The sequence below is a fragment of the Weeksella virosa DSM 16922 genome, assembly GCF_000189415.1.
GTDB classification, from domain to species: Bacteria; Bacteroidota; Bacteroidia; order Flavobacteriales; family Weeksellaceae; genus Weeksella; species Weeksella virosa.
Genome location: NC_015144.1, coordinates 217,316 through 233,922 on the forward strand (window position 1 = coordinate 217,316; position 16,607 = coordinate 233,922).

Here is a 16,607-nt window from a genome sequence, read left to right on the forward strand (position 1 = left end):
TACAATGGAAACAAAACTCAAAAAACTCATCAGTATCATGAAAAAAAATTATTCTGTCATTATTATGGCAACGATCGCTTTGGTTCTTCTTTTCGTTCCCGAAGCAAAAGCCTTTGTACAACAAGGTTTTATGAAAATTGGACTTTTTCAGCCAAAATTAGAAAAAATAGAAAGTACCCCAGAAAACAACGAACAAGGTATTGAGCTTCCCGAAGCCAAATATGTTTTCGAGATGATCGACGATAAAGGCAACAAAGTGGATATGGAAGCTCTGAAAGGTAAAGTTGTCTTCATCAACTTTTGGGCAACTTGGTGTCCGCCGTGTATCGCAGAGATGCCTTCTTTACAAGTACTATACGATAAAATAAAAGAGGATCCAGAAATCGAGTTTATCACTGTAGAAGTAGAAGGTATTCGTAAACAAGACAAAGTTGCAAAATTTATGAAGCGTAAAAAACTTAGTCTTCCGGTAATGTATCCGAACTCTGGAATTCCGAGCGATTTTTTCCGAGGTTCTTTGCCCACAACCATTATCCTCGATAAAAAAGGAAATATTGCACACACTACCCTCGGGATGGCCGATTATTCTGGTGATGATATTGTGAATTTTTTATACGAAGTAAAAGCAATGCATTAGAATTCTCAAACAAAAAAACGCATGAAAGCCACAACATACAATCGTTGTGGTTTTTTATTTTCTGAAAAAAAGAAATGATAATATTTTTACGATAGGATGAAATACAGAACGAAATTTACGAAATAGTTTAATTAATCCAAATCTCGATTAGATTGTTTATAGGCTTGTTTTTGTTTGTAGGAAATCCATTTTTCTTTGCCAATTTTTCGACAAATTTTATCGGTATAGCGCATCACAAAAACATGATACATCATGTCCAGAAAATTTAAAAACCGAACAGGACTTGGCATTGCCCGAAGCGACATCGAGAAACCAGCTTCTAGATATCGATTATAATGCCACCAACCTTTCGGGATAAACAACAAATCGCCATGTTCCATCTCTACCTCGAACCCTTTGGCTTTTTTCAGCGCTGGGTATTTTTCGTAATCCGGGTGATCAAAATCAATAGATTCTATCGTATGAACCGATAAGGGTACTTTATATAAATTTCTGGATTGCGATTGATCGAATAACAATATGCGTTTTCTACCCTCGAAATGAATATGAACAAAATCGCTCATATCTACATCATAATGCATCAAAACACGGGCCTGATTCCCTCCAAAAAATAAAGTTGGTAAACGCTTGAAAAATTTTATCCCCAAATCTGGGTAGGTAAAATTATTGAGTAAAGCAGGCAAACGATCGGTGATGATGTAGAAGAAAATACGTTTATCAGAATCTCGGGTTGTAATTTCATCCAAATAATCCTCCATTTTCTGATAGGTTGCTGGTGTATCCGAACTTTGATTAGCGTCTGCTGGACGATTATCATAAATTGGCACTTCTTGCCCTTTCGTTTTATTGCGAATATAATCGAAATTCCATAGCGGGAAAGCTTCCCATTGTTTTGCATAACCTTTGATTAGTAAGGGCTGTTGCTTTTTCAGGTAGTGTTTGATAAAGTTTTTCTTATCGATGCTTTCTACTTGTGCTACTTTCTCTAAAATCATGATACTATTTTCGTGTGTTTAGAAAGTTTAAATGTAAGAAAATCTTGATACAAAATGCTCCTAATTTTGATAGGATGAATAGTTTGGCTTATATTTTGAAATTATACAAAGCAAAAAATCTAGAATGATGAAGATAAAAAACTTATTTTATACAAGCTTTTTGAGCGGATTGTTTGGTCTTAGTTCTTGTACCACCACAGCTCCTAGCACACAAAACGAAGCTAGTTCTACTACAAATTTATCATTATTTGGTACTTGGACTTTGTCTGAACTTCCGAAAGTTGACCTAAAAAAATCGTTCCCTGCCAAAACTCCGTCCTTAACATTTGAGCCAATAACCAAAAAATTTACCGGAAATTCTGGTTGCAATAATATGTTTGGAGGATTTTCGACTTCACAAAATGGTTTAGAATTCACTGGTGTGGGTATGACACGTATGTTTTGCGAAGGTGTTGACGAAAATGCTTTTACATCTGCCTTAGACAATGTGAAAACTTATAGCATAAAGAACGAAACCCTTATACTTTACAACGCTGATAAAAAAGAGGTAATGCGCCTAAAAAAGTCTAGATAATTTCATTTACGGGAGATAAATAGAAAATATTTTTGGTTTTTTTATTATGCTTAGCATTAAAAAACTACTTTTGTGTAAAATCATTTTAATTTGAAAATTCTATTTGCTATTCCGTTAAGTATTTTATTTTATCTATCCTTCGGATCAACATTATTGTTATTCCACCTTATTCAGTTTTTATCGTATAATTTAGGGGGCTACTCGGCTCACCACAAATCGGTAAAAGCTATGAATTGGACATTGATGCTTTGCACCAAAATTTTAGGAACTTCTTACCGTTTTAGTGGTAAAGAATCAATCCCTAAAAATGTACCCCTTATTTTTGTGTCGAACCATCAAAGTATGTTCGATATTTCTCCTATAGAGTGGTATTTGTCTGAATTTCATCCTAAATTTATCAGCAAGAAAGAATTAGGAAAAGGAATCCCAAGTGTTTCGTATAATTTACAGAAAGGCGGTTCGGTTTTGATCGACCGAAAAGATGGTAAATCATCTATCCTACAAATAAAAAAATTAGCTACTTACATAAAACAAAATAATTATTCTGCTGTTATTTTCCCAGAAGGAACACGCAGCAGGGATGGAGTTCCAAAAGCTTTTAAAGAAAGTGGTTTGAAGGTACTGTGCAAATATGCTGACAACGCCTATATTGTTCCGATCACGATAAACAATTCTTGGAAAATGCAACAAAAAAAATTTCCGATGAATTTGGGTGTAAAAATCCAATTGCAATGCCACGAACCTATTGCAGTAGCCAAAAAAGATTTTGATCAACTTCTTTATCAGGTAGAAAATATAATAACTTCTAGTGTTGAAAACCCAAAAAAATAATTTCTTATGTCAATTCACAATATACGAAAAGAGGTCATGCAATTTATAGAGAAAGATATTGATCGATATATGGATCAGTTTCTGATACCTGTTGAGAAAATTTGGCAACCTTCTGATTTTCTTCCTGACTCTCAGAGCCATAATTTTTTTGAAGAAATAACAGAGTTGCGCGAATTGGCTAAAGATTTACCTGATGATTTTTGGATTACTTTAATTGGCGATACAATCACAGAAGAAGCTCTACCTACATACGAATCGTGGTTGATGCAGCTCGATGGTGTAGTAAATGAAGACGGCAGTTATATAGACTACGGTTGGGCAAAATGGATTCGTCATTGGACTGGTGAAGAAAATCGACATGGTGACTTGCTCAACAAATACCTTTATCTATCGGGCAGAATCAATATGCGCGAGGTGGAAATTTCTACGCATTACCTTATCAATGATGGATTTGATATTGGGACTTCTCATGATCCTTATAAAAATTTTGTTTACACCAGTTTCCAAGAATTAGCCACCTACATTTCTCACAACAATGTGTCGAGAATCGCCAAAAACTATGGTGCAAAAAACATTGCGCGTATGTGCAAAATAATTGCCGGTGATGAGATGCGCCATCACTTGGCGTATACGGAGTTTGTGCGTAGAATTTTTGAGGTTGATCCTAGTGAAATGATGTTGGCCGTGCAATACATGTTCCGCTTAAAGATTGTAATGCCTGCTCACTTTTTAAGAGAATCTGGTGATAACATTGGGAAACTTTTCGAGCCATTTTCGGATGCTGCTCAGAGAATTGGTGTTTATACCGCTTTTGATTATGTAGATATTATGGAGAAACTGATCAAAGCTTGGAAAATAGATAAAATAACCAATCTTACCGAAGATGCAGAAAAAGCAAGAGATTTCATTATGAAGTTTCCTGAGAGGATGCGAAAAATTTCAGAGAGGATTAATATCCCAGATAACGGTCCACAATTCAAATGGTTGATCCCGGCTCATAGATAAATAAAAGAAAACCTCTGTTTAGGGACAGAGGTTTTTTTATAACATTATTTTATTTCTCTTCAGTTAATTGTAGGTTTGCAATGACTTTAACTTCGTCAGAGACAACAACTCCTCCTGCTTCGGTTAGGCTATTCCAGTTCAGGCCGAAAGTTTTTCTATTAATAACGCCTGATAACTCTATACCTACTTTTTTGTTTCCGTAATTATCTACAATGATCTCACTGATATCTGCATTCAAATGTATGGGTTGTTTTACACCTCTAATTTCTATTGTACCTGTAAGTTCACCGTTTCGGATTCCTTCTTTACTTTCGAAGAATATTTGAGGAAATTTTTCTGTATAGAAAAACTCTTCCGATTTTAGATGTTGATCTCGTGCTTCGACTTTTGTCGAAATAGAATTTACCTCTATAGCTGCATTAAATTCTGCAGTCTCAAACGAATTTCCTTCTACAATAGCTTCTGCATGAAAATCATTAAATGTCCCTGTAACTGTAGAAATAACCATATGTCTTACCTTGAAAAAAATTTCTGAGTGCGCTGTATCTATTATCCATTTTTTTGTCATGATGATTTTTTTTTATTTCTTTTTTTTATTTTGTGTAAACTCTAAGTTAGATAGTATTTTTATATCATTTCCTATAACACTTTCTGGAATTTTTTTTCCTATCTCATAAGAAGATCGATTAATCGTCCCTTTTATGGTAAACCCATAAGATTTGATATTATTTGCAGAATTGATACTATTACCATTGTATACCAGAGTAAGAGTAATTGGCTTTGTTACACCGCTCATCGTGAGATTTCCGTTTAATTTATAGGTATTTCCTATAATTTTCTCTAATGAAGTAGATTTAAATTCAATTGTTTTATATTGAGCAACATCAAAAAAATCAGCACTTTTTAGGTGATTATCTCTTGCTTCGATTCCTGTATCAATTGAATTGGTTTGTGCCACTACCGTAATGGTAGATTTCGTGATATCATTCTGATCAAAATTATTCAACACCACATCAAATTCATTAAATTTTCCATCTACAGTTGAGATAGTCATATGAGTAACAAAAAATTGTAAACGCGCATGACTTTTGTCTAAAGTTATATTTTGCCCAAACAATAGAGAACCAAATGTAAAAAACAATCCTACTATTAAACTTTTCATTATCTACTTTTTTTTGTTATTACAATCAAATTTAGTACCATAAAACTGTACTACACTTGACATACAGCAAGACAATCAATAACTTGCAAGATTTAACATAATTTAACACTTCATTAATAAAAAGTTGGTTTGGTTGTAACCGAACTAAAATCTAACTTTGTGCAAAATTTTATAATGTCTACAATAGATACAGATCAACTTATTTCCGATATCGAAAATTTTTTCGAACATAATAATGGCTATCCTCCTCTTACAGCGAAAATTTTCACTTATATGCTGGTTGAAGTTGGGCAGAAAGGGATAACATTTGAGGAGTTAGTAGACAAATTCAAAGCGAGCAAAAGCTCTATTTCTTGTAGCCTGAAATACTTGATAGAGATAGACAAAGTAGACTTTGTATACAAAGAAGACAAGAGAAAAAGATACTTCAGACCGAATCCTTATCATTTTACCAACCGTTTACAAGAAGTTTTAGACCAACTAGAGAAAACAATGATTTCTTTTGATAAAGTACAACTATATAGAATCCAGAAAGGCATTTGCAAATCCAACTATGAAGAGGTCTATCTAATCATAAAAAAATATATGGAATTGCAACAAAACTTAATAAATGATACAATTGAACAATTAAATAAATACAAAATCTAATAATATAACTCTATGAAAAAAAGATATTTTATTCTAATGGGTATTAGTGCATCGATGATTTTCTCATGCAAAAAGAGTGATCAGAGCTCGATGCAACCTCAGGGTCCTAGCCCATTACCTGTTGTGGATGTTTCACAACGAGTAGTTGAATCCTATTCGGAGTTTCCAGCCACTATCGAGGGAATAAACAACAATGCTGTACGAGCGAAAATACAAGGTTATATAACCCATGTTTACATTGACGAGGGACAGTATGTTTCTGCAGGCCAAGCTTTATTCAAGCTAGAAACCAATGCACTCAGTCAAACTGCAGATGCTGCCCGCTCTGGGGTGAATGCTGCTTCTGCTAATATACAATCTGCACAAGCCAATGTAAAAGCAGCAGAGGCTCGTGTACAAGTTGCTCAGGTAGAGGTGAATAAATTAATTCCTTTGGTCGAGAAAAACATTATTTCGAATGTACAATTGGAAACTGCCAAAGCAAATTTAGCTCAAGCACAAGCTGCTAAAAACCAAGCACAAGCTGCTCTATCACAGGCTCAAGCCGGTCAAGCTCAAGCCCAAGCAAGTCTCAATGAGGTAAATGCTAATATAAACTATTCTATTGTACGAAGCCCTATCAGCGGAGTAGTTGGCTCTATAAACTTTAGAGAAGGAAGTTTAGTCGGTCCGGCAGATCCCACTCCTTTAACAAACATTTCAAATACAAGTAAAGTATATGCTTATTTCTCTATGAATGAAGCCGAGTACTTAGATTTTATTATAAAAACTAACGGTAAAACACTTCAGGAAAAACTAAACAATATGCCACCGGTAGAATTAGTTTTAGCGAATAACGAAGTTTACCCAGAAAAAGGCAAAATACAAGCTGTTACTGGACAAATCGACCCCTCAACTGGCTCGATACAATTTCGTGTAACTTTTAATAATGCAGACAAACTCTTGAGCAACGGAAATAGTGGACGCATTCGCATCCCGAAAACATATGTTGACGCGATTGTTGTACCAGAATCATCTACTTTTGAGAGACAAGGCAATGTGTATGTTTATAAAGTAGAAAAAGATACCGCAAGACAATCGATTATAAAAGTTGAAAATCGTACGAATAACATGATTATTGTAAAAGAGGGTGTAAAAAAAGGAGATAAAATTGTTGCACAAGGAGTTGACAAAATCAAAGACAAAACAGCAATCAAACCTATTCCTACAAACTTTGACACGATTGTAAATTCTATTAAAAAAGTATTCTAACCAAAAAAAACATGCTAAAAACATTTATAGATAGACCAGTATTTTCTACGGTGATATCGATTATCATCGTAATACTTGGGATATTAGGATTAACTGTACTCCCGGTTACTCAATATCCAGATATTGCACCCCCCACTGTTCAGGTAAATGCTTCTTATACAGGGGCAAATGCACAAACAGTAATGGAAAGTGTAATTATCCCATTAGAAGAGCAGATCAACGGTGTAGAAGATATGGATTACATTACCTCTACTTCTTCTAACTCGGGTACAGCGCAAATTAATGTTGTATTCAAAGCTGGAGTCGACCCAGATATTGCCACTGTTAACGTACAGAACCGTGTTGCCCGAGCAACTCCTCTATTACCTGCAGAGGTTACTCGATCGGGTGTAACCACCCAAAAGCAACAGACTTCTGCACTAATGTTCTTATCCTTCTATTCTGATAATCCTGATTATGATCAGATTTATATTCAGAATTATATGAACATCAATGTAATTCCTGAAATAAAAAGAATTAATGGTGTAGGTGATGCAACAGCTTTTGGATCGAAAGTTTACTCAATGCGTATATGGCTAGACCCCAATAAACTAGCCAACTACCAATTGGTACCATCAGACGTTATTGCTGCAATAAACGAACAATCACTAGAGGCTGCTGCTGGACAATTGGGTCAAAACGATGGAAAGTCTTTCCAATACATAATAACGTACAAAGGGAAGCTAAACCAAGAAGAACAATACGAAAATATTGTTATCAAAACACTTCCTAACGGCAGCGTATTAAGACTAAAAGATATTGCAAAAATAGAGTTAGGCTCGTTAGATTACGGTGGTGTATCAGAAACCAACGGTAAACCAAACGTGGCTATGGCGATTTATCAAACACCGGGCTCTAATGCTCAAAAAATTATTAATGATATCAAAATCGAACTCGAGAAAATTCAACAAAACCTTCCACCAGGAGTTCATTACTTCATTAATTTCGATACGAATGAATTCCTAGAAGCTTCGATAAATAAAGTAGTAAGCACCCTTATAGAAGCTTTTATACTCGTGTTTATTGTTGTTTACATTTTCTTACAAGATTGGCGATCGACATTAATTCCACTAATTGCCGTTCCGGTTTCGATTATTGGGACTTTCTTTTTTCTTAATCTTTTCGGATACTCACTCAACCTCCTAACCCTCTTTGCATTAGTTCTCGCAATCGGGATTGTGGTGGATGATGCAATTGTAGTCGTCGAGGCCGTGCATGCCAAAATGGAGGAAACCCATATGGAAGCCCGCCCAGCAACAGAAAGTGCTATGAGCGAAATTACAGGAGCAATTATCTCGATTACTTTGGTGATGGCAGCGGTATTTGTTCCGGTTACATTTATCACAGGACCAACAGGAGTTTTTTATCAACAGTTTGGGGTTACGCTTATTGTAGCCATTATTATTTCTGCGGTGAATGCACTTACACTGAGTCCGGCTATGTGTGCGCTATTCCTAAAACCACATAATGAAGAAGACGAAAAGACGAAAAAATCTATAATAAGAAAAGGTTTTCAAAAATTCAACGAAGGGTTTGATAAAATGACTAGGCGTTATACCAATTCATTTAAATTTTTATTCAAACACAAATGGGTAACCTTCCTTATTCTACTAGCTTCTTTGGCAATAATTTTTATCACCAATAAATATATGCCAACAGGATTCGTACCGAATGAAGATCGTGGATTTATCATGGGTAACTTCGAGTTGCCTGCAGGTGCATCAGCCGACCGAGTATATGAGTTGCAAAGACAATTCAGAGAAAAAGCAAAAGAAATAAAAGGGATCAATACCATCACAATGGTTTCTGGTTTTAGTCTTATTTCTGGACAAGGATCTAACTACGGAATCGCACTTATAAAATTAGACGATTTCAAGGATAGAAAAACACAAGAAACAAACATAGACAATATTATCAAACAATTGTTTATAACCGGTGCTCAATTCCCAGATGTTAAAGCTATTTTCTTCCAGCCACCTTCAATTCCAGGTTTTGGAATTTCTTCTGGTTTCGAATTGAAGTTACTTGACCGCTCGGGCGGAAATCTTAATGAATTTGATCAAGTTGCACAAGACTATATTTTTGCACTAATGCAACGTCCAGAAATTATGTACGCACAAACTTCCCTCAACACAAACTTCCCTCAATATAGAATGGATGTTAATGTAGAAAGAGCCAAACAATCTGGCGTAAGTGTAAACAACTTACTCTCTGCAATGCAAGGATATATTGGTGGAATATATGCGGCAGATTTCATTAGGTACGGAAAACAATACCGAGTTATGGTACAAGCCTTGCCCGAAGACAGAGCAGACGCACAAAGTCTGAACAAAATCTTTGTTCGTACAGGTTCTGGCGAAATGGCTCCTATCTCACAATTTCTAAATCTATCCCGAGTATATGGACCACAATCGATCAACCGATACAACCTCTTTACATCTGCCAATATTTCGGGAGCACCTGCCCCAGGTTTCTCGAGTGGTGACGCTATTCGTGCGGTACAAGAAGTCGCAACACAAAACCTTTCTACCAATTACGGTATAGACTTTACAGGGCTTACCCGAGAAGAAATTAATTCGGGCGGACAGACCATCTTAATTTTTATGCTGTGTGTGGTTTTTGTTTACTTTATTTTGAGTGCTCAGTACGAGAGTTATATCCTACCATTCGCCGTATTGTTATCTTTACCGGTAGGTGTGATGGGTGCTTATTTAAGCCAGTTTTTAGCTGGATTAGAAAACAATATCTACTTCCAGATTGCCTTAGTTATGCTTGTCGGTCTATTGGCGAAAAACGCGATTCTCATTGTAGAGTTTGCCGCTCAACGTAGAAGATATGGGATGAGTATTTGGCAAGCCGCAATGGAGGGAGCAAAATCTCGTCTACGTCCGATTTTGATGACATCGTTTGCATTTATTTTAGGTTTAACTCCTCTAGTAATTTCTTCTGGCGTAGGAGCTATTGGTAACCGATCAATCGGGACAGGAGCAGCCTTTGGCTTATTGATCGGAACGATTTTAGGAGTATTTGTTATTCCAGTATTGTTTGTGATTTTCCAATCTATCCAAGAAAAAATAGTTCCGATCAAATTTGATCAAAATAGCACTAACGATACTCAAAACCTTCATACCAAACTCTAAAACGAATACAATGAAAAAATATAGAATACTAACAGTTGGCTTTGTTTTGGTAGGAATCTTTTCGCTACAATCTTGTTTTGTGGCCAAAGAATACAATCGACCACAAGAAATTACTACCGAAGCCTATTACCGTACCGATGAATTGGTAAAAGATAGTACAACAATAGCCAAAGTTTCTTGGAAAGAGGTTTTCACAGATGCATCATTGCAAAGTTTAATCGATAAAGGATTGAGCAACAATCTCGATATACGCAATGCAATGCAAAACATCCGTATTGCCGAAGCATATATGAAACAAGGTCGAGCACAGTATTTCCCTACTTTTTCGGTCGGGCCGAAGTTTACGCTTACCGAATCTTCTGCCAACAGTTCCATGGGAAGATTTACCGGAAAACAAACCCAAAGACAATACGAACTTTCGGGTGCAATGTCGTGGGAATTGGATATTTGGGGAAGGATAAAAAGCAATCAGCGGGCGACAGAAGCTACGTTTCTACAAACCTTGGCCGCTCATCAGGCAGTGAAAACAAGTATTATATCAATGATTGCTAACGCTTATTATCAATTGCTTGCTTTGGATGAGCAAAAGAAAATTGCCCAAGAAGCCATTGTCAATAGGACACAAAGTTTAGAAACAACCAAAGCATTGAAAGATGCTGGACAAGTTACAGAAGTTGCAGTCAATCAGACCGAAGCTCAATTATTGAGTGCAGAATCCCTTTTGCTCGACATCAACCGTCAAATCAGATTACAAGAAAATTACATCAGCTACATTTTAGGAGAGTCGTCTACAGAAATCAATCGTTCTTCCTTAGATAGCCAAGTAATCAACACAACATTAGCAATCGGTGTTCCGGCTCAGATATTAGAAAACAGACCCGATGTGAAAGCGGCTGAATTTGGTTTAGCCAATGCTTTTCATTTGGTGAATGCAGCAGAGGCCAACTTCTACCCTCGCCTAACGATTGATGCTTCGGGCGGAGTACAAGGCATTGAGCTGGATAAACTATTCGACCATCAGTCTCTTTTTGCGAATGTCTTAGCAGGATTAACGCAACCAATCCTCAATCGTCGCCAGATAAAGACACAGAAAGAAGTTGCCCTTGTACAGCAAGAACAAGCATTATTGAAATATAAACAAGCCATTTTATTAGCGAGCAAAGAAGTTTCCGATGCGATGTATCAGTACGATGCTGCGTCTAAAAAAATCGACTTGAAACAACAAGAGTCTACTGTGCTAAAATCTGCCGTAAGCAACTCAGAAGAGTTATTAAATTACGGGATGGCCAATTACTTAGAGGTAATTACCGCACGAGACTCTGCACTCAATGCCGACCTTGGTTTGGTGAATATCAAATTAGCGAAACTGCAGTCGTTGGTAGAATTATACCGAGCTCTAGGAGGCGGCGTACAATAAAGGATAGTATTAGACTTTCTAGTTATCAATCCACTTTCTCTTGTAGAAAGTGGATTTTTTTATTGTAAGACACTGATTATGAGAGGTGTTAAAAAGTAACTTTCTTTAATTTATGAAATACGCAAACAAAAGTTTGTTTTTTATAAAATTCATTCTATATTTGCACTCCAATCCTGTAAAGGAATGGAGATTGGAGAGATGGCAGAGCGGTCGAATGCGGCGGTCTTGAAAACCGTTGAGGGTCACACCTCCGGGGGTTCGAATCCCTCTCTCTCCGCAAAAACCATTGAATCCTTGACTGCAAGCTGGATTCAATGGTTTATAAAACTACAAGTGCAAAAAACTGCACACTTACTTTCAGCTTGATTAAGTATCGTAATTTTTTACGATATGAAAAAAAATAAATGGACAGAACCTAAGATAAAGGCTTACCCTGACCTTTCAAAAGATTGGTATGTTTGGTTTCGTTTTAATGGAGGTAATCCTAAGCGTTATTCTTTTGGAATAAACACCTACAATACTTTTGAACAAAGAATGGCACAAGCTGACCTCTTACGCAAAACTCTACTTTTAAATTTACAAAACGGATGGGATCCAGATTTAAACAAAGCACCAAATAAAAAACCTAGAAAAATGAGTATTGCCGACGGTCTTAATTTTAGCTTGGAAAAGTTAAAACAAAGGCTTAAGCCAAAATCATATTCAGATTATTTATGTACAAACAGATTTATTTTAGATGCTGTAATTCGTTTGAAATACGACAAATTATCAATACAATCTATCGAACGCTACCACATTAAAACCATAATGGAGGATATTAAAATTTCTCGAAAATGGTCAAACCATGCTTATAATAAAAATTTAGGTTATTTGAAGTCAATATTGTCGGAATTAGTAGAGTTTGATATCATAAAAACCAATCCAGCACACGGGATAAGATTATTGAAATATGAAACGTCGCCAACTTCGTTCCCAACAGACCAAGAACAAACAAAAATAATTCAGCATTTATACGCTAGAAACTTCACATACCTAAGATTTGTAAAAGCATTGTATCAAACTGGAATGCGTCCAGCTGAATTGCTCCGTTTGAAAGTTGGAGATGTTGATTTAGATCGTGATTTAATTTTACTCAAATCCGATGATGGCAAAACAAATAAATATAGATTAGTTCCTATAAAGAGTGACTTAAAAAAAGACTTATTGACAATAATAAGCCCCACACATGGTCCTGACCTTTATTTATTCGGAACACCACGAAAACACGGTGGTAAATTGGATTATTCAGAAATGTTTTCTCCAAATAAATATAAAATAAAACGTGATACAGTTACAAAATATTGGAAAAAGTATATAAAAGATGAACTAGGAATTAATAAAAATCTTTATTCATTAAAACACAAAGCAGCCAATGACATGATGTTCGACGGATTAGATATAGAAACCATACAGGCAATTTTTGGTCACTCTAAGGCTAAAACCACTGAAATTTACGCTAATCAAATTAATTTATTAAGATTTGAAAAAGCAAAAAAACTAGAACGTGAATTTGTTTAGAAGATTATTAATAGTATATTTGCCCCTTAATCAGTTATCATAACTGAATTATTTATTTGATTTATTTATTTATTTATTCTAAAACCGACCTATATTCTAGGTCGGTTTTTCTATTAACTTTTATCTGCGAAAATAACACATTGAACGTCATATTATGTCGCTGAACCTTGTTTATTATTTATTGCTCGCTTCATTGAGTACTTCTGCCGAAACCTTCACCTCGAGTGCATCGGCAATCTTAAGGAAATTAGATAATAATGGCTCATTCATAAAATCAAGCGTTCGCTTGATGGTCGACTCGGGTAGACCTGTAAGTTTGGATAGTCGGTAACGGCTCATGTTTTTTTTGAGTCGTACTTCCTCTAGAAATAGAATTAGTCGCTTGGCTTTGTCTGATTCTTTCATAACTGTTGATCTTCCCATATTAGATAATTTTCGTAATAATTCCAAGCTTCATCGAGCATTTGGTCGACGGTCAATGGTTGGTATTTTTTCTGCATAATTTCTATTTCTCTACTTTGATTCACTACTTCGATATTATTCTGCACCAATACCAACAGGTAATCCTCTTCCTCTTGATATCGCTCGGAGTAATAATTGAAATGCTTCTGAGGAAAATCCATACTATAATGAATTTGATAAGCATCTAGCGGAACGATTTCTACCAGCGTAAGGTACTCTGGACAATAGATGAACTGTCTGTTGTCGTGGATGATTTCTCCGTTTTTGGGTTCGTTTTCGCAATGAATGAACTTAGGTAATTTTATTTGGTGTATCTTTGTATCCATAATTTCTATTTTGATTAATATTAGAAGTTTGATTTTCTTATAAGGCTACCCAACTGGGTAGCCTTTTTTTATTAGATTATAGTATTCGTGGCTTCTATATTTTTGAAATTGAAATATATCTAGGTGCTCCAAATCCACCAATAGCAAAAGACCGTTTATTTTCAAACAAATCAAAAGGTATATTCTCATCGTGTGATTTGCATATTCTGTAGATGTGCTGTTTTGCTTTCTCTTTATTTGCAATTTCTGGAAATAATTTTGTAAGGAGTATGTAAGCCTGACCTGCTGATTCTACACCAAAATTTCCAAATTCTACTGTATTTAATTGATACTTTAAAGTTGACATAATTTCTAATTTTTGTTTGATTAATATTTCGTTTAATTTTCTATTGCAAATATATAGCTTTTTTCTTTACTTGCAAACTTTTTAGTATTTATTTTTTTAAAATAATTCCCCCCACAAAAAAAGGAGCAAATGCCCCTTTTTTTCCTAAATAAAAAAACACAAAAAATGAATGAAATAGAAATTAAGTCAACTTCTTGATGTATATGTAAATGGCAAACGAAAAAACGACAATGGTAATAAGAATGGCTAGCAATGCGAACATGCCAAACTGCAATCCTTTTACTTGCACTTCTTTTGTTCGCGAGTTTTGATGTCGGATCATCTCGGTTATTTGAGAAATGTTTTCGGTTATTTTTTTATCAACAATAGAATCTATTTTTTCATAGTTTATTTTGGTATGATTTTCTTCTTGTTTGCTCGATTCCTGCTTCATGTTAGCGCGCATCGCACCTTGTATATCCATTCGCAGACCTTTTTCTGTTTGCTCGAGAACAACAGAAGCTTTGTCGTTTTCTTTTCCATCGTAGGAAAAATCGAACAGATTCATATACGAACTGAGCAACCTGTTTTCCTTCAAGAAATCGTACCGTTCGCGAACGATTGATGCTTCTTCTGTTTCTGACGCTACTTTTTCGGAGTTGGTTACTTCTTTTTCGTGCGATAGCTCGCTTGCGATTTGCTTGGTTTTGCAAGCCGACAGAATCGCCAACGCTCCGAAAATAAAGAATAACGTTTTTATTATATTTTTTATGTTTCGATTCATTTATTTAAATTTTAGAATTGCATTATAAATTGAACGAGCGTATTTGCTTACGTCTTTAAATTTTTCAGCTTCGGCTGGATTACTCCCGAAAAAAGGCTCTAACATTACTGCAGGCGCTTTCGGCAAATAGACAAACCAATAACCTCTATCGTTTTTATTTACTAACGCTTTTGCTCCATTTACACCTCTCAATTTTGTACCGAAATCCTCGCTAATTTTTTTTGATAAAATCTCTGCATATTCCTTTCCTTTTTTTGAATTGAAATAATACAAGGTTTCTGTTCCATTCGCTGTTACCGATGCAGAATTGAAGTGCATTTCTATAACTAAATCGTAAGTTTTTTGATTGAGTTTGTATGCCATTCCTTTTTGTCGCTGATAATAGTCTTGGATTTCGTGCGTATAAATATCAAACATTGAAGGATTAATAGCTTTCAACGCTTCTGCAACTTGCAAATTATAGTCGAATTCAGTTTGTCTAAGTTGATTAGAAAAAGCTCCTTTATCCTTTGTCTTGGTATGTCCTATTACTAATGCTACTTTCATTTTAATATATTTAGTCTTTTTTTGATTCAAAAAATTCTTGTAAATCGCCTCGCTTCTGGAAATTATAGAGTTTAACCATGAGGAATTCGGGTGGATGTCTGCCGTCTGATAGGATGAATACATTCTTGCAAATCTTGCTAACCGGGAATAGGAGCGACGTTACGTTGATGAGTGCCAAAAAAAGATTGGTAGAAAAAGTCTCCTTGATATTCTCGTGCAAGACATATAGGCAGTAATAGACCACGAAGGTATAGGCGATCATTTCTATATTTTTTTTCACGAACGTGGGTAAATCGAACGTTCCTTTTTTATAATGAAAATAACCACCCACTAGACCATTAGTAACCAATACACCGACTAGGCTTATAGCGAATAGAGAATTGGCATCGAACCAGCGTTGTAGGATAGCGAATATAAATGCCAAAGGCGTGAAGGTGAAGAGCGACTCCACAAAGTACTCTAGCTTATCACGCAACGGCACCTTCACCCGGTAGGCAAACAACAGGATCAACGGCGTGGCGATGATGCCTATTTTGGTTTTGATGGATTTTTTTTTGTTACACATCGAAAATCTTTTTTTCGTTATCGTAATTTTCTACAAGATTCTCTATCATAGGCGTCACAACAGGCATAGCCTTACTTATATACTCATCATAAGCACCTCGCAACCCTTCATCTTCGATGATGTCGTTATTTTCATCACGCACGACTACTTGGTCTCTATTGGATACAATCCAATACTTGACTTCCTTTGTAAAATCGGGCAACAATGTATCGCCCATATAATGAAGCACCCGTGCATTAACGACGATCGTCTGGATATCCATATTCAGTGCGATTCTATAAACTTCTACTTTTCTAACCAAAGTTGTTAGGGTAGGATGATTTGATATTTGTTTTGTTATCAT

Annotated in this window: 19 protein-coding genes and 1 tRNA gene; 10 read left to right on the plus strand and 10 right to left on the minus strand. The window is 35.7% G+C overall.

Annotation, left to right across the window (positions count from 1 at the left end):
* Positions 1-37: 37 nt before the first annotated feature.
* On the plus strand, positions 38-637 hold the full coding sequence (locus tag WEEVI_RS01075; protein WP_232013438.1) for a TlpA family protein disulfide reductase: 600 nt from the start codon (positions 38-40) through the stop codon (positions 635-637).
* A gap of 131 nt (positions 638-768) precedes the next feature.
* Here the strand turns inward: WEEVI_RS01075 and WEEVI_RS01080 are convergent, their stop codons facing one another.
* Positions 769-1,632 carry a cupin-like domain-containing protein gene (locus tag WEEVI_RS01080; protein WP_013597332.1) on the minus strand — a complete coding sequence of 288 codons (864 nt, stop codon included), beginning with the start codon at positions 1,630-1,632 and terminating at the stop codon, positions 769-771.
* 124 nt (positions 1,633-1,756) lie between these two features.
* On the opposite strand from WEEVI_RS01080, the gene WEEVI_RS10855 reads away from it, so the two are divergent.
* The 3 genes from WEEVI_RS10855 to WEEVI_RS01095 all read left to right on the plus strand — a co-directional run bounded on the left by WEEVI_RS10855 (position 1,757) and on the right by WEEVI_RS01095 (position 4,042).
* Positions 1,757-2,206: an META domain-containing protein gene (locus WEEVI_RS10855; protein ID WP_013597333.1), complete on the plus strand. Its 450-nt coding sequence runs from the start codon at positions 1,757-1,759 to the stop codon at positions 2,204-2,206.
* A 90-nt stretch (positions 2,207-2,296) separates the two neighbouring features.
* Entirely contained in the window at positions 2,297-3,037 is a 741-nt protein-coding gene (locus WEEVI_RS01090; RefSeq protein WP_013597334.1) for a lysophospholipid acyltransferase family protein, read from the plus strand.
* Positions 3,038-3,043: 6 nt separating this feature from the next.
* Positions 3,044-4,042: an acyl-ACP desaturase gene (locus WEEVI_RS01095; RefSeq protein ID WP_013597335.1), complete on the plus strand. Its 999-nt coding sequence runs from the start codon at positions 3,044-3,046 to the stop codon at positions 4,040-4,042.
* Between the two features lie 49 nt (positions 4,043-4,091).
* Here the strand turns inward: WEEVI_RS01095 and WEEVI_RS01100 are convergent, their stop codons facing one another.
* Positions 4,092-4,610 (minus strand): YceI family protein, encoded by a 519-nt coding sequence (locus WEEVI_RS01100; protein WP_013597336.1) that lies wholly within the window; start codon positions 4,608-4,610, stop codon positions 4,092-4,094.
* Positions 4,611-4,622: 12 nt separating this feature from the next.
* Positions 4,623-5,204, minus strand: coding sequence for a YceI family protein (locus WEEVI_RS01105; RefSeq protein ID WP_013597337.1), 582 nt, complete (start codon positions 5,202-5,204; stop codon positions 4,623-4,625).
* A 174-nt stretch (positions 5,205-5,378) separates the two neighbouring features.
* Between WEEVI_RS01105 and WEEVI_RS01110 the strand changes: the two genes are divergently transcribed.
* The 6 genes from WEEVI_RS01110 (at position 5,379) to WEEVI_RS01135 (ending at position 13,256) form a co-directional block, all read left to right on the plus strand.
* Entirely contained in the window at positions 5,379-5,852 is a 474-nt protein-coding gene (locus tag WEEVI_RS01110; protein WP_052295748.1) for a hypothetical protein, read from the plus strand.
* A gap of 12 nt (positions 5,853-5,864) precedes the next feature.
* Positions 5,865-7,103 carry an efflux RND transporter periplasmic adaptor subunit gene (locus WEEVI_RS01115; protein ID WP_013597339.1) on the plus strand — a complete coding sequence of 413 codons (1,239 nt, stop codon included), beginning with the start codon at positions 5,865-5,867 and terminating at the stop codon, positions 7,101-7,103.
* 11 nt (positions 7,104-7,114) lie between these two features.
* Complete coding sequence (locus WEEVI_RS01120) at positions 7,115-10,282, plus strand: efflux RND transporter permease subunit (RefSeq protein ID WP_013597340.1); 3,168 nt, start codon at positions 7,115-7,117, stop codon at positions 10,280-10,282.
* A gap of 10 nt (positions 10,283-10,292) precedes the next feature.
* Positions 10,293-11,699 carry an efflux transporter outer membrane subunit gene (locus tag WEEVI_RS01125; protein WP_013597341.1) on the plus strand — a complete coding sequence of 469 codons (1,407 nt, stop codon included), beginning with the start codon at positions 10,293-10,295 and terminating at the stop codon, positions 11,697-11,699.
* Between the two features lie 192 nt (positions 11,700-11,891).
* Positions 11,892-11,976, plus strand: a tRNA-Ser gene (locus WEEVI_RS01130).
* Positions 11,977-12,089: 113 nt separating this feature from the next.
* On the plus strand, positions 12,090-13,256 hold the full coding sequence (locus tag WEEVI_RS01135) for a tyrosine-type recombinase/integrase (protein WP_013597342.1): 1,167 nt from the start codon (positions 12,090-12,092) through the stop codon (positions 13,254-13,256).
* A gap of 174 nt (positions 13,257-13,430) precedes the next feature.
* Here the strand turns inward: WEEVI_RS01135 and WEEVI_RS01140 are convergent, their stop codons facing one another.
* From WEEVI_RS01140 to WEEVI_RS01170, 7 genes are all read right to left on the minus strand, one after another.
* The gene (locus tag WEEVI_RS01140) at positions 13,431-13,679 is read right to left on the minus strand and encodes a helix-turn-helix domain-containing protein (protein ID WP_126414800.1); all 249 of its coding nucleotides are present in this window, start codon (positions 13,677-13,679) and stop codon (positions 13,431-13,433) included.
* Complete coding sequence (locus WEEVI_RS01145; protein WP_013597344.1) at positions 13,658-14,044, minus strand: hypothetical protein; 387 nt, start codon at positions 14,042-14,044, stop codon at positions 13,658-13,660. Before WEEVI_RS01145 ends, WEEVI_RS01140 begins: the two co-directional genes overlap by 22 nt.
* A gap of 94 nt (positions 14,045-14,138) precedes the next feature.
* The gene (locus WEEVI_RS01150) at positions 14,139-14,390 is read right to left on the minus strand and encodes a hypothetical protein (protein ID WP_013597345.1); all 252 of its coding nucleotides are present in this window, start codon (positions 14,388-14,390) and stop codon (positions 14,139-14,141) included.
* Positions 14,391-14,571: 181 nt separating this feature from the next.
* Positions 14,572-15,153 (minus strand): hypothetical protein, encoded by a 582-nt coding sequence (locus WEEVI_RS01155; protein WP_013597346.1) that lies wholly within the window; start codon positions 15,151-15,153, stop codon positions 14,572-14,574.
* Positions 15,154-15,699 carry an N-acetylmuramoyl-L-alanine amidase family protein gene (locus WEEVI_RS01160; RefSeq protein WP_013597347.1) on the minus strand — a complete coding sequence of 182 codons (546 nt, stop codon included), beginning with the start codon at positions 15,697-15,699 and terminating at the stop codon, positions 15,154-15,156.
* A gap of 10 nt (positions 15,700-15,709) precedes the next feature.
* Positions 15,710-16,264, minus strand: coding sequence for a hypothetical protein (locus WEEVI_RS11210; RefSeq protein ID WP_013597348.1), 555 nt, complete (start codon positions 16,262-16,264; stop codon positions 15,710-15,712).
* Complete coding sequence (locus WEEVI_RS01170) at positions 16,257-16,607, minus strand: hypothetical protein (RefSeq protein ID WP_013597349.1); 351 nt, start codon at positions 16,605-16,607, stop codon at positions 16,257-16,259. The genes WEEVI_RS11210 and WEEVI_RS01170 overlap by 8 nt, the downstream gene beginning before the upstream one ends.